Raw genomic sequence first — 14,298 nt, forward strand, 5'->3', positions numbered from 1 at the left:
GAGCAAAAATAAAATGAATTCATTTTCTGAAACAACTTTATCCCATTACTGGCTTGACGAAACCCCAAGACCCTACGTATTGATTTGTCCAGGTGGTGGTTATGAAACTTTATCATTAGAAAAAGAAGGCACGGCTATTAGCCATTGGATGCAGCAGCAAGGATATCATGCTGGCATCCTCTCTTACCAAATAAAAAACAAACGCCCCGATACGTTTTTAGAGAACATCAAGGTCATTCTTAAAGAACTGCAACACCACCCTAACATCAGTTCACTTATATTGATTGGATTTTCTGCTGGTGGTCATGTCGCTGGACTAATCGCCAGCGAATGGCCAAGATGGTTTGAGGGTATTATCCTCTGCTATCCCGTAGTTTCCCTTGTAGAAGACTGGGCACATCAAGGCAGTAAAAAGAACTTTTTACAAAACATGGAGGAAAAAGCATCTGAATATTCAGTGGAGAAAAGAATTACTCCCGACTTTCCTCCTAGCTTTATTTGGCACACTGTAGCTGACCAGTCCGTTCCAGTAATGAACAGTCTAACATTAGCCAAGTCATTGAATGATCAGGGGATTTCATTTGAGTTGCATCTTTTTCCAGACGGCCGTCATGGTTTAGGCATTTTGCCAGAAAATAAACACACTTTACAATGGAAAAATTTAGCAGAAAACTGGTTAAATAGACTAATAGAAGGAGCAAGTAATGGCTAAACTCACAATTCACATTGCTGGTGATTCAACAGCCGCAATTAAACAGAATGATAAACGGCCCGAAACTGGATGGGGGGAAAAAATAACTGACCTTTTTACTGATGACATAGCTATTGTTAATCATGCTGTCAATGGACGCAGCACTAAATCCTTCATTGCTGAAGGTCGCCTAACAGTCATTGATAAACAACTCCAAGCTGGTGACTACTTCTTTATTCAGTTTGGACATAATGACCAAAAGATAGAAGAGGAAAGAGGAACGCAGCCTTTTAGAGACTATCAACAGTATCTCCAATCATTTTGTCAAGTTGCTCATGATAAAAATGCTTTTCCTGTTCTGTTAACTTCTGTCACTCGCCGTGACTATCTGAGTAATGGTGGCCTAAATCCACATACTCTAGGAGACTATCCGAAAGCTATGATTGATTTTGCCAATAAAAACAACTTACCTTTACTGGATATTTTTAGTGCTTCACAATACTATTTTAACAAATTAAGTAAAAGGGAAACTAAGAACGCCTATCTCCATCTATCAGCTGGGACCCATCCTAATTATCCGGATGGAGTGAAAGATAATACTCACTTTAGCGATTTAGGAGCTCAGATGGTTGCTACACTTATCTGTAAAGAAATCGAAAAAAGTTCGTTACCTCTTAAAAAATTTTTGAAAGGATAATCAGCTATGCTGCCACTTAATCTTGGAATCCGTGCTCATGATATTCAAGCTAAAAATCGTGAAGAGCTCGTTTCCAAATTATCTCATTATCAATTAACTCATGTACAATTTGCTGTGAAAAAATCGTTCCCAGAAGCTGCTCCAAGTTTACAAAGTATCTCTACAGGTACGGCAAGTTTTTTTGGAGACTACTTTCAAAACAATCAGATCAAGCTTTCTGTTTTAGGATGTTATGTCAATATTTCCAGTCTTGATGAATCCATCAGACAAAAAGCGATTGCCGATTTTAAACATCATTTAGACTTGGCAAAAGACTTTCACGCTGCTTTAGTTGGGACAGAAACTGGAAGTGTCGGGCAAGGATACACTAAAAAGAATTTTACAGAAGAAGCTTATCAAATTGCGCGTGACTCCGTTATTGAATTAGTCACTCATGCCGAACACCTAGGTGTCACAGTCGGCATTGAAGCGGGTTTAAACCACCCTCTTTATACATCTGAGCTTGCTCGAAGACTAATCCATGAAGTCGCTTCGCCAAATCTAAAAATCATCTTAGATTGTGCGAATTTGATGAGACCAGACAATTATCAAGAACTTGACCGGGTCATTGCTCAAGCTTTTGAAGATTTACATGGCCATATCAGTTGTCTTCATCTGAAGGATTTTGTTGTCGAAGATGGAAAGATTAAAATCGTTCCGGTCGGTACTGGCCTGATGGACTATACTCGTATCTTGACTTATTTAAAGAAAGAACGACCGCTAATGTTTGCAAGTTTAGAGGCTACTCCAGAGACATATGTAGAATCAGCTACCAAACTGGTGAGAACGATGTATGAACAAATCTAAAAAAGCGGTTGTCTGAAAACATTCTAAATAAATTAAAGCAACAGGCTTACGGGATTTATCTCCAGTCTGTTGCTTTTTCTTTATATTATTACTACCCCACACTAAGACACATTCCTTAAGCAAAAAATGCATGAATAAGCTAACTTTAATAAAATAAACCAAAAGATCCTCCAGTCAGCTTGTATCGTGATAAAAGTTCCACTAGCCACTGTCGAGTCAAAACCTAATGTATTGTATTCATAACCATGTGACACACTCGCTAGCCACCTCTTCGCTTTTCAGTGGAGATCTTTTCTCCTAAGCATATTTTTGTAAAAAAAACATTGTATCGTAAATGGACTGCTAATTGACCGTGCTTCTTTTGTAGCATCTCTTCACTAATTACGAGTCTAACCGCCCATTATCTCGTCTATATCTTCAACGTCAATCACTTTGCATCCTCTATCAATCAGCGCTTGAGCAAATAACCCGCTTCCGCTGATTAAATTTCCATTGAAACTACCGTCATATATTTGATTGACGCCACAGGTAGGACTTCTTGATTGTAAAATCGCTAAGTCAAAATCATCCACATTGATTTTAGACAGCGCAATATCTACTGCTTCTTGAAATTTTAAATGCACATCTTCCCCGTTGGCATTTACCATGCGCCCATTTAATATCTCGGCAGAAGGACGGGGAGTTCCCAAGCTGCCCAATATTTCAAGACAAATTTTAATCATCTCTTTATCTTTTAAAAAACCGATGATCTTTTCGTTTTTATTATTCCCTCCATTATACTTGCAATTTTATCCCATAATGCATGCGCTGACCAATACTTTCATTTTTATTCCTTTCAGTCCTTCTTTCTTAATAACTTGCTCTATAATTATAATTTTTGAACTATCTTTTTCCGACTGGATTTACATCATTATAGCAAAGATTAAATAGAGAGTGACAATATTGTCCCCATCAGACTATCTATGCAATGATCATCATAAAGAGCATGAGATAATACCATTTTTTTGTCTGACTATAAAAAAGAAGGGCGGAATCATTTCCCCTCTCCTCTAAAAACAAGAGTTTTTCTGCTCTATTTCAAATCAGCTTTTTTGATATATTCCTCAACTCTTTATCATTCTTCCCTATCCTCTGTTATTTCCAGTCTTTCACCCAGTGCTTGCGTATTTTTGTAAGAGAATAAGGCATTATCTATCAGTCCGGCTTTCATGATGCTTTTCTCAAGAGTAGTTGCATCAATCGGCTCTTCGTATTTCTTTGTATCTTCAATGATTCGCTGATTCCACTCTGCTATATCTTCCTTCAATGCCTTTTCTTCGCTTTCAGACACACTATAAGTTCTCAAGTACGATGTGATAGGACTATATGTTCCAATTCCATAATCCTCCGCCAGAACATAACCCAACCGTCTATAATCAAAATTCCCTCTTGCAAAATAGCCTTCCTTCAAAATTTCTGAATACTGCCCTTCAAATAAGTGGGATTTCAATATTTCAATTTGTTTCGGCACATTTACTTGAACAGCTGTCACTAATTTGATAAAATCCTCATTCGATAATTCCTCTGTCACCAAACTCACCACATACTCTGTATAGGTTGAATAGCCAATTCCTTCCGGCTTTAATCCATCATTCAATATATTTAAATGGTTATTCATATCGATAGCATTAAAACTATTTTCTTTTGAAAGTTTTTCTTTATCTAAACTTGAAGAAATTTTGTCTAAGCGTTTCTCTTCTTTTTCTACATACCCTTTCGGCGTTGCCAACAGATAAATTTTGTGATTCTCATAAACATTATTTAATAGTTGTTCCATCCTGTCGCTTTCAGCTAAAAATTGTCCATTCTCCCCTTCTCGGATAAACTGTTGGATTTTCCTTTCAGCAATATCTTTGAAATTGATTGTATAGTCGCAACTGTCTTGTTCATTTAAAGCTAACTTCACCAACTCACGTGCTTGCGAATCGTAAATATAATAGTCCATTTTTTGACGTTTGTTTTTATTTAAGAATTCATCAATTTCAAAAGTTAACGTCACAGTCCCATCCATTTTTACTTCTGTATTATGAAAGTCGGAAAATGAAAATGGCTGTATGCCAACCGTTTCCTTTAAGGTTAGTTCCCTTTTTTGTTCCTTGCGGTAAAGGCCATAGCCAATTCCACCCCCAAAAATAATTAATACAATTATCACACTTATTACTATTTTCACGCGCTTGCTTATTTCCATTTTATCTACCCTTTCTTAACTTTTTCCAAGATATAAACTCAAGTTTTTCAGCACAAAAAGAAGACCACCTTATCAACACCAAAAAAATTGATACAATCGTCTTTCAATGAAGGATAATTGTATTTTCCTATCAGTCAAAACTTGAATTTGTTTTCGAATACACAATCCCTTACATTATCAAATAATAACGCTTGGAAATAAATTAATCAAGAAATTTTTAGGAATTAGTCTTTGTTTTCAGCAATACGATTGACTGATTTTCAATATATGAATCATTTTTAAACAATGAGGCCCGATGCCAGTCTGCTTTCCTGATATAACAATAAAATATTTTTTTCGTGGCTTTTTTGCTAATCTGACTAAACATTTTTAGTTTCAGCAAAGCTTCTTTAGTTTTAAGAATTACCAGCCATTCCTGCTCATAGAAGCAACACTATAAAAATATAGTTCATCTATTTTAAATTTTTTGATAAAAAAAATGATATTTTGCGTATTTTAATTATGTGATGAGCAAAAGCAAAGTACTACAAACACCCTCAAAATCGCCAACTATATGTTATGATCACTTCAACAAAGCTCATCACATCTAAGCTTGATCCAGTTGTCAGGCTTTTACCACTCAGAATGAGTGGTTTTTTTATTTGAATGCTCTATAATTTTTATGATAAATCTTATCACATTTTTAAACTTTGATTATTAATAACCTTTTATTTGAATAATCTTTTGCTTACTTACAGGCCTGAACTCTACCATTTCCCCAAATCCTAAACAACGCCTATCAAATAGAACATTCACCACGGTCAAAACCACCTTTGTTTGTACTGTTCAAAATATTTTTTTCAAACGTAATTTATCAGTAAAAAACCCCGACACTAAGCACTTTTCTAGCACCTGAAAAAAATTACTGTACCTATAACCATTCCAGTGACTTTATATTTTATCTTCTCTTCGCCAATCAAAAGTTAATCGTCACCAAAAACGTTGAATTAGCAAACAGAGTCCGTTAAACTTAGGATAAGCTGAAATCGCTATCTCATTTGTTTTAATATCTTCTCTGTACGATTACAGCCGTTTTTTTCTAGTAATCAGTTTTGGAAACAGCTCAGACTTTTTCCAAATATTTTAAATCACCAAAACATACTGGGAGTGATCAAATGAAACGTAGAGAAAGAGAAAGTACAATAGGAAATAAAAACGAAGTGGTAAAAATTGCCATAATAACAATTTTAGGTATCATATTAGTTATGTTAAGTTGGTTCGCAATGGCAATGGGGCAAGAAAACACTGGAAACAACAAAAGTACGGCGTCGCAAAAAAATCAAAAAGACGTCGGCAAAGTTACCGGAAAAAACGGCGAACAAACCGCAACTATTATGGCCAGCGGAGATATGCTGTATCACGATGTCGTTTATGGTGGTGCTTTTGACGGTGAAAATTTTAACTTTACAAATAATTATAAACACATCACGCCTCTCATCTCCTCTGCCGATCTAGCACTGGGAGATTTCGAAGGTACGATAAATCCAAACCGGGAACTGGCCGGATATCCTGTTTTCAACGCACCTGAAGTGGTGGTGGAAAGTATTAAAAATGCCGGTTACGATGCAATCACTCTGGCACATAATCATATCTTAGACACAGGAATCGAAGGGCTTATCTATACTGCCAACGCATTTAAAAAGGAAGGACTGGACGTGTTCGGTGTCAACGTGTCTGAGAAGGATGATATTCTGGTAAAAAATGTCAACGGCATTAAAATCGCACTTTTAGGATATAGTTATGGGTTTAACGGCATCGAAGCAACAATCAGCAAATCTGACTACGATACGTATTTAAAAGATTTAAATATGGAAAAAATTCAAAAAGAAATCGAACAGGCAGAAAAAATCGCAGATATTACTGTTGTGATGCCCCAGTCGGGCGTAGAATACAGCTTGACTCCTTCTGAAGAACAGCAAGAGATTTATCGAAAAATGATTGATTTTGGTGCGGATATTATTTTTGGCGGGCATCCCCATGTGGCACAGCCGACTGAGATTATTGAAAAAGACGGTGAGAAAAAATTCATTCTCTATTCCATGGGAAATCTTCTCTCCAATCAACGGTTCGAAACATTAGAAAATTACTGGACTGAACGCGGTGTGATTATGGAGGTAGAAGTAACGAAGAAAAATAAAAAAACTGTGTTGAGCAATATCAAAGCCCATCCGACTTGGGTATCGAGAGAACCTACTGGCGGGATGACTTTCAATGGTTATCCAGCATATGATTATCAGGTATTGCTTGCTGAAGACTACCTGAAAGACGGGAAACAGGCTGACAGTGTCCCAGAAGAAAAACGCCAACGCATCGAAACTGCTTACCATGAAATGATGGATTTATTGGATCTAAAATGGTGAGGACTGGTTTCAAAAATTATTGCATCACAAACACAACTATACATATTTTCGGACACTCACTGAGACGTGTCCGAATTTTTTTAACTATTTTTTCTGTTCTTTTTCGTTATTTGAGAACAATAATCGTTGTCATATAAGGCTTTTCCCTTCCTTTTCCCTAAAATATGTCCTACTATGAAGGTAACAAACAAGGAGGTGTCTTTAAAATGACATTTGATTATTCTGATCGCGGCAAGCAGCCAGTTGTTGAAGATATTGAAGGCATGACTTTGGCAAATGAAAACTTCCGGACGACTATCTGGACGGGGGACAAATTACAAGTAACGGTGATGACCATTCAACCTGGAGACGATATCGGCTTGGAAATCCACCACGGGATAGACCAATTTTTGAGAATCGAGCAAGGTAACGGTGTTTGTAAAATGGGACCTGCCGAAAACAATTTGACCTTTGAGTCTCCTGTCAAAGCAGATGATGCAATTTTTGTTCCCGCGGACACATGGCATAATGTAGAGAACACAGGAACTGAACCTCTAAAATTATATACCATCTATGCCGGACCAGACCACATTGCTGGAACAGTTCACAAAACACACGATGATGCACGAAATGATCCTAATGAACAGTAGAAAGTATTAACCAAGACATGAAATCTTTTTGATTTCATGTTTTTTGTTATTTGTGATGGTTTTATTATGTCCTAGCAGCGAAAACTATTCTATTACTACAAAAAAACGACCGCGCAAAACGGGTCGTTTAAAATCTCATCAATTTTTTGAAGCCTCTACAAATATGAAAGTCTGGTATTTTTTTAAATAAAAATTTTATCAATAAAGTAAACGTTACAGATCCTTCTATCCTTGACCATAGTAAGCATCTTTACCATGCTTCCGTAAATAATGTTTATCCAATAAATAATTAGGTATCGGACGTATCTTTGGGTTTATCAGCTCTGTATAAAGGGCCATCCGAGCTACTTCTTCTAAAATCATACTGTTTTCCACAGCCTTATTGGGGTTGTTCCCCCAAGTGAATGGGCCGTGTCCATTTACGACTACCCCAGGAACTGCTTCCACATCAATATTATTTCCCATAAATGTTTCAACAATGACGTTTCCAGTTTCCTCTTCGTAGGCGCGGTCAACTTCTTCTTTTGTCAAATGCCTGGTGAGGGGAACGTTTCCGTAAAATGTATCCGCATGTGTTGTTCCATAGGCGGGAATCTCCCGTCCTGCTTGGGCCCACATCACTGCGTGGCTAGAGTGGGTGTGTACGATTGACTGAATCGTCTCAAATTTTTCATACAATACTAGATGAGTAGCTAAATCAGAGGACGGATTAAGACTATCTTTTTCAAGCTTTTTCCCTTTTAAGTCCGTCAAAACCATATCTTCAGCCCTCATCCTGTCATAAGGCACCCCGCTGGGTTTTATGGCTACCACACCAAATTCACGATTAATCTCGCTCACATTTCCCCAAGTCAACATGACTAAGCCGGAGCTTGGTAACAATAAGTTAGCTTCAAAAACTCGTTGTTTCATCTCTTTAATCACTGCATCATTGTTTTCCAAAATAACCGGCCTCCTTAAAAATAGGTAGAAGGAACTCTTTTGCTTCTCTTATATCTGCTTCTGGATACTCACTATTTTCAGTCCACATTTCGATTAAGAATGGTCCGCTAAAGCCTAAGCGTTTGAGTGTCTTCAAACAACCTAAAAAGTCTACATGCCCTTCTCCAAAAGGAACTTCCTTGAATTTTCCAGGAAAGGTTTCTGTTACAGGTAGTGTATCTTTGATGTGAACCGCACTAATATCTCCTACCCCTAGTTCTAACTCATACCCGGGATTATTTTCCGGCCAAGCAGATAGATTGCCTAAATCAGGATAGACTTGCAAATAAGGAGAAGCAATCTGCTCTTTGATTTGTTTGAATTTAGTGATTGAGTTTAGGAAAGGGTCATCCATGATTTCAATGGATAAGATGACTCCTTTTTGTGAAGCAAGTGCCACACCTCTCTTGATTCCCTCGATAAAAAGTTCCCTTGAAAGCAGACTTTTCTCTTCATAATAAACATCATAACCTGCGAGCTGGATGATACGGACACCCAAATCTACAGCCAACTGAATGGCCTTATCCATAATTTCATCGGCTTTTTGACGTTTTAAGGGATCAGATGAACCTAAAGGATACCGTCTATGACCGCTCAAACAAATGGATTGGATCGTTACACCTGTTTCAAACATTGCTTCGACTAGTTCCAAACGCTCCGCTTTATTCCAATCTAATCTAGCCAAACGATCATCAGACTCGTCAATCGACATTTCGACAAAGTCAAATCCGAGAGTTTTGGCTAATTTTAAACGTTCAGGCCAAGTAATGGATTTAGGCAATGCCTTTTCATAGATACCTAGGCTCGTCATGACTATTCACCCCAAATTCGCACAATCTCTTGTTTGAAAGCTAGAGCGGCTTCCTTTGGATCAGGTGCATCAGTGATTCCTCTACCTGTAATAAATGTATAGACATCGATACCGGCAAATAATTTCAATGTGTCAACATTCAAACCGCCAGTCACTGATACATTAAAGCCCATCTCGATCAGTTTTTTTACTTTAGCCAAATCTTTTTCTCCCCAAGTTTCACCAGAAAAAAGTGCATCTCTGCTTTGATGGTAAATCGCTTGTTTGATACCTATCTTTTTCCATTCTTCAGCTTGTTCAAACGTCCAATCGCCATACAATTCCACTTGGAGCTCTTTCACTTCTTTTTTTGCAGCTTCCATTGTTGGAATCGTCGCGCAACAAATAACTGTCATCCAATCAGCACCGGCATCTGCAACGTTTTTCGCTACTGTTTTTCCTGCATCGGCACATTTAGTATCCGCCACAATTGTCTTTTCAGGGAACATGCTGCGAATACAGCTGATTGCCCGTTTCCCTTCTTGCAGACAAAGAATCGTTCCCACTTCAATAATGTCAACCACATCTCCGACTTTGATAACGTCAGATAAAGCGTGTTCTAAATCATTATGGTCTAACGCAATTTGTAAATTTGGTTTAGTCATTTAATCTCTCTCCACTATTTTTTTCTTGACTTATATAGGTCCGTTTCAGCAAATTTTTCTCCAATTTCTTTGTGAGACATCACATTCTTGATGCCAACCACTGTAACACCTTGCTTTTTTGCTTGTTCAAACATATTCAAGAAGTTCATCGGCGTAAAAATAACGTCATACTGACTCGCAGAACTTTTTCCTTCTGAAATTGAGCAATGATGTATTTTGGTAATAGGTATATTCAAATCTTTCATCGCTCTTTCTGCACTTCTCATCATCATCAAACTTGTTCCTGAACCGTTCGCACACGAAATTAATATTCTCATTTTTTTCCTCCTTGATTTTATGCTTTACGCTTTGCTTTTTTGATACTCATCATAGTCTTCTACAATTTGGAAGTATCCCTCAGGGTTCTTACGATACTGAAGCTGAGGAATCACCAACAATATGACAACGACCACAGCAATTCCCACATAACCTAAAACTTTCATTATGATGGTGAACCCCGGCCAAACAGTTGCCCAGTCGAACATTCCTAAGTAGCCTCCATATTTAGACAAGCCAATCCATGAAGCAAATATTGCTGAACCTAGTATTTGAATCATCCCAGACAGGAACGGAAACAAACATGCCGCTTTAAAGCCCCCGCGGTTATTTGCAAAAACAGCAATAACTGCATTGTCAAAAAATAGCGGGATGAATCCTGCGATAACAATCGTAGGAGACTTCATTAGAATCAAAAGACCGATCATCAAAAACTGTCCTAGGGCACCAAATAAAAATCCAATAGTCACTGCGTTTGGTGAACCAAAACCGAATGTCGCAGCCACATCAATTCCTGGTACAGCGCCAGGCAGGATAGTATTAGAAATTCCCTGGAATGACTGGGTCAGCTCATCAACAAATGTCCTGACACCTAACTGTAAAATTGCCAGATACACTGCAAAATTTAGTGAGGTTGTCATAATGTAGAACAAGAAGCTTTGTCCTTCCGCCATAAACTCTGCTGCAATAAGATAGTCCTGTCCCAATACCAATAAAATAATACCGAAGAAGAAAATCATCAGAAGAGAAGTGGCAACCATATTCTCGTTGAATATTGAAAGGAATCCTGGCAACTCCATGTCTTCCAATCTCTTATCCGCTTTTTCTGACTTGCCTTTCTTTTGATCACGTTTCTTCATAAATTCTGCTAATTTCGCAAAAATATAAATACCGAACATCTGCTGGTGTGCAACCGCAAAACCGGCACCTTCAGTCAAATCTTGCGTCACATCAACCGTCAAGTTGGAACCCACAGCCCAATAACAGCCCAATACTAATCCCATAACGGCTAAAACTTCGATTCTGCCTAAATCAGGGAAACAAAATAGTAAAATCCAAAAAGCAGTCGCCGCTTGCTGCACTTGTACATTACCTGTTGTGAAAACAGCTCTAAGCTTCGTATATTTCTGGAAACGTACGAGTAAAATATTCATGATAAATGCGATCAATAGTAAAATCATCACGTCTCCGAATGTTCGACCAAAAGTCTCCATCAAACCGGCATCTACAGCATTTTGACCGAAGTAAGGGTCTGTCACCATCGCATCCAAATTGAAGCGTTCTTTCAATCCCACTAATATCGGTCTAAAATTATTTACCAGTCCTCCTGAACCAACGCTCAAAATAAAATAACCAACAGTTGCTTTTAAAAAACCTGCGAGGCATTCATGAAACGGCCTTTTCAATAAAATATAACCAATCAATACAATAAATCCAATCAAATATGCCGGCTGGGTTAAAATATTTTTTGCAAAATATTCCCAAATGCCTAGTAGAAAATCTCCCATCTTCTTCCTCCTTATTGTGAGTTGTATTCTTCCATCACAAGCTTATAATCTTCAATATTATTGGTCTTCACTAATTTTTCTATCAGCCCCTCTTCCATCAACATCTCAGATAAATTTTGAATGTTTTCCATATGTTCTTCGGGATTTTTTGCGGCTAGCGTAAAAAACAGTGTTGCGACTTTTTCACTATCTGACGGATCAAAAACAACGGGGTTTTTCATTTTTGTAAATGAAATTGCTGTATCAAACACTCCTTCACTTTCACCTGAAGAATGAGGGATTGCCACTTCAGGAACAATCACGATATAAGGACCATACTCGTTAACACAACGAATGATTTCATCCACATATCTCTGATCGATCATCTTTTTTTCCATTAAAATCTGACAACTTTCTTCGATAGCTTCCTCCCAATCAGTGATTGTTTTATCGGAGTACCTTATCAAGTCGTTATCATAAAAGTATTTCAGCATATTGCTATTCTCTCCTTATAAGAATGATGGGAATGGTGTATCATTTTCATCAATAAATGCATCATCAAAGCCCCGATAATAATTGAACTCCAAATCATCTTTATTGGTTGGATAAGTGAACTTTCCGCCAACTTGCCAAATGTAAGGTTTGAAGTCATACTTCAGACGGTCTTTCTTCATCTCCCACAAAGCGGTGATTTCCTTTGGATCTGCCATAAAGTTGGACCAAATATCATAGTGAACAGGAATGACTACTTTTGAGTTCAAGGACTCTGCCATTCTCAGCAAATCAACAGATGTCAGTTTATCTGTGATACCTCTTGGATTTTCTCCAAATGCTCCCAGACAAACATCAATGTCATAGTTATTACCATGTTCAGCAAATTTGTTACAATAGTGGGAGTCTCCCGCATGATAAATATTTCCACCTGTAGTTGAAAACAGATAATTTACAGCAATTTTATCCATATCTTGAGGCATTTTTCCTTTAAGTATCTCTTCTGAATCATTTGAAGTGACCAACGCTGTCCGGTCAAAAGCTTCTAAAGCTGTCACCTCGACTCCTTTTACTTTGACAGAATCACCAGGTTTGACTACGATTGTTTTTTCTTCGGAAATACCCCAGCCAATCCATGTATTAACAACTTCTTGAGGACCGATAAATTTCGCTTCAGGACAATTGTTGTTCACCGCAGCAGCAGTATGTATGTCTAAATGGTCCGAATGGATGTGGGTGACAACCAATGCGTCTACATTTTTGATTTCAAATGGATCAATAACGAAAGGCTGTGTCCTTAAGTTTGGCTGCATTTTGCGTACCCCGCTCATCCTCATCATCTGATGCCCTTTTTTCATCATCCCATCTCCGTGAGTACGTTTACCTGTTCCGCACCACAAGTCGCATAGAATGTTGGTATTTTCGTGTGATTTGATCCAAATACCTGTACAGCCCAGCCACCACATAGCGACAGTGCCTTCTTCTACTTCTGTCGACTCAATTTCTTCATTTAACCATGTTCCCCACTCCGGGAATACAGAATTAACCCAATCTTGTTTGGTAATATCATTTACTTTTTGTCCCATTTACCTTACCTCCGCTTCTTTATTCAACATCATGATACCATTGAAAAAATCAGATGAAAACACTTTTATATGATTTTTTGGCTTTTATATGATTTTTCAAAGTTTTTTCAGCGCTTTTATGATATTATAATTAATAATAAATCATATATTGGAGGTGTCTTCTGATGAAAAACTCAGTAAAAAATATAAATAAGCGCCAAAATGATATTTTACTCTTGTTGCAAAAACACGAACAACTCACCACTCAACAACTTGCGGATAAAACAAATACTTCGTTAAGCACTATCAGAAGAGATTTGATTATTTTAGAGGAAAAGAATGAAATTATTAGAAACCATGGCTACTGTCTCTATAACTATAAGAACAAAGAAAATTTCGATGAAACCGGCCCTTTACTTATTAAAAATGAAATTGCACGGGCAGCTGCGGCATTTATCAATCACTACGACACAGTCTTTGTCAATACAAGTTCAACTGCTTTAAAAACACTGGATTACACTGTTTCGGATAATATAACGGTGGTATCTAACAACTTGAAAATGTCCAATAGCAAACATCGTAAAAATTCCAATTACATCCTAACTGGCGGAGAGATGCGTTTTCCAAAAGAAGCTTTGGTAGGAGACATCGCTGTCGATACTATTTCCTCTATTCATGCCGATACTTGTATCATCGGTTGCAGCGGTGTAGATTTAGAAAACGGGGTCACAACTAAGGTTTTTAACGAGGCGAAAATCAATGAGCTCATGATCAATAGAACAACCCGCAATCGAGTATTAGTTGCCGATCATAGAAAAATTGGTCGAACTTCAAAATTTAAAATTGCTGATCTTTCCAGTTTCAACTACTTGGTCACTGATACACACAGCTCTCAAAATATTTTAAAAAAATTTGAAAAAACAGGAATAGAAATTATTCAAATTGAAATCAATTAACACAAAAAAACTGTCAACAAATGGCGTTGGCAGATGTTTTCGAATTGAGCATAGTTTTG

General features: G+C 37.5%; 14 protein-coding genes and 1 pseudogene. 6 read left to right on the forward strand and 9 right to left on the reverse strand.

Annotated features, from left to right (window positions below):
- Positions 1-13: 13 nt before the first annotated feature.
- From AC4PHI_RS11875 to AC4PHI_RS11885, 3 genes are read left to right on the forward strand one after another with little or no spacing between them, the layout of a single operon-like run.
- The gene (locus AC4PHI_RS11875; RefSeq protein WP_492200042.1) at positions 14-712 is read left to right on the forward strand and encodes an alpha/beta hydrolase; all 699 of its coding nucleotides are present in this window, start codon (positions 14-16) and stop codon (positions 710-712) included.
- Positions 705-1,388, forward strand: a complete 684-nt coding sequence (locus tag AC4PHI_RS11880; protein ID WP_492200043.1) for a rhamnogalacturonan acetylesterase — start codon at positions 705-707, stop codon at positions 1,386-1,388. Before AC4PHI_RS11875 ends, AC4PHI_RS11880 begins: the two co-directional genes overlap by 8 nt.
- 6 nt (positions 1,389-1,394) lie before the next feature.
- Entirely contained in the window at positions 1,395-2,234 is an 840-nt protein-coding gene (locus AC4PHI_RS11885; RefSeq protein ID WP_492200044.1) for a sugar phosphate isomerase/epimerase family protein, read from the forward strand.
- Positions 2,235-2,623: 389 nt separating this feature from the next.
- Here the strand turns inward: AC4PHI_RS11885 and AC4PHI_RS11890 are convergent.
- Positions 2,624-3,010 (reverse strand): annotated as a pseudogene (locus AC4PHI_RS11890) (2-thiouracil desulfurase family protein); the annotation flags it as partial.
- 338 nt (positions 3,011-3,348) lie between these two features.
- Entirely contained in the window at positions 3,349-4,461 is a 1,113-nt protein-coding gene (locus AC4PHI_RS11895) for a hypothetical protein (protein WP_492200045.1), read from the reverse strand.
- Positions 4,462-5,615: 1,154 nt separating this feature from the next.
- On the opposite strand from AC4PHI_RS11895, the gene AC4PHI_RS11900 reads away from it, so the two are divergent.
- Both AC4PHI_RS11900 and AC4PHI_RS11905 read left to right on the forward strand, forming a co-directional pair.
- Positions 5,616-6,860, forward strand: coding sequence for a CapA family protein (locus AC4PHI_RS11900; RefSeq protein WP_492200046.1), 1,245 nt, complete (start codon positions 5,616-5,618; stop codon positions 6,858-6,860).
- Between the two features lie 206 nt (positions 6,861-7,066).
- Entirely contained in the window at positions 7,067-7,489 is a 423-nt protein-coding gene (locus tag AC4PHI_RS11905) for a cupin domain-containing protein (RefSeq protein ID WP_492200047.1), read from the forward strand.
- Between the two features lie 225 nt (positions 7,490-7,714).
- Here AC4PHI_RS11905 and AC4PHI_RS11910 read toward each other — a convergent pair whose 3' ends face one another.
- From AC4PHI_RS11910 to ulaG, 7 genes are read right to left on the reverse strand one after another with little or no spacing between them, the layout of a single operon-like run.
- Positions 7,715-8,401, reverse strand: a complete 687-nt coding sequence (locus tag AC4PHI_RS11910; RefSeq protein ID WP_492201596.1) for an L-ribulose-5-phosphate 4-epimerase — start codon at positions 8,399-8,401, stop codon at positions 7,715-7,717.
- 16 nt (positions 8,402-8,417) lie between these two features.
- Entirely contained in the window at positions 8,418-9,281 is an 864-nt protein-coding gene (locus tag AC4PHI_RS11915) for an L-ribulose-5-phosphate 3-epimerase (protein ID WP_492200048.1), read from the reverse strand.
- Between the two features lie 2 nt (positions 9,282-9,283).
- Positions 9,284-9,925 carry a 3-keto-L-gulonate-6-phosphate decarboxylase UlaD gene (locus AC4PHI_RS11920; RefSeq protein WP_492200049.1) on the reverse strand — a complete coding sequence of 214 codons (642 nt, stop codon included), beginning with the start codon at positions 9,923-9,925 and terminating at the stop codon, positions 9,284-9,286.
- A gap of 14 nt (positions 9,926-9,939) precedes the next feature.
- The gene (locus tag AC4PHI_RS11925) at positions 9,940-10,242 is read right to left on the reverse strand and encodes a PTS sugar transporter subunit IIB (RefSeq protein WP_492200050.1); all 303 of its coding nucleotides are present in this window, start codon (positions 10,240-10,242) and stop codon (positions 9,940-9,942) included.
- A 24-nt stretch (positions 10,243-10,266) separates the two neighbouring features.
- Positions 10,267-11,748 carry a PTS ascorbate transporter subunit IIC gene (gene ulaA, locus AC4PHI_RS11930; RefSeq protein WP_492200051.1) on the reverse strand — a complete coding sequence of 494 codons (1,482 nt, stop codon included), beginning with the start codon at positions 11,746-11,748 and terminating at the stop codon, positions 10,267-10,269.
- Positions 11,749-11,759: 11 nt separating this feature from the next.
- The gene (locus AC4PHI_RS11935) at positions 11,760-12,221 is read right to left on the reverse strand and encodes a PTS sugar transporter subunit IIA (protein ID WP_492200052.1); all 462 of its coding nucleotides are present in this window, start codon (positions 12,219-12,221) and stop codon (positions 11,760-11,762) included.
- Positions 12,222-12,236: 15 nt separating this feature from the next.
- A complete protein-coding gene (gene ulaG / locus AC4PHI_RS11940; protein ID WP_492200053.1) occupies positions 12,237-13,304 on the reverse strand; it encodes an L-ascorbate 6-phosphate lactonase in 1,068 nt (355 codons plus the stop codon).
- A 164-nt stretch (positions 13,305-13,468) separates the two neighbouring features.
- Between ulaG and AC4PHI_RS11945 the strand changes: the two genes are divergently transcribed.
- Positions 13,469-14,239: a DeoR/GlpR family DNA-binding transcription regulator gene (locus tag AC4PHI_RS11945; protein WP_492200054.1), complete on the forward strand. Its 771-nt coding sequence runs from the start codon at positions 13,469-13,471 to the stop codon at positions 14,237-14,239.
- Positions 14,240-14,298 lie beyond the last annotated feature (59 nt).

This window comes from Vagococcus sp. QWL-13, from assembly GCF_058683555.1.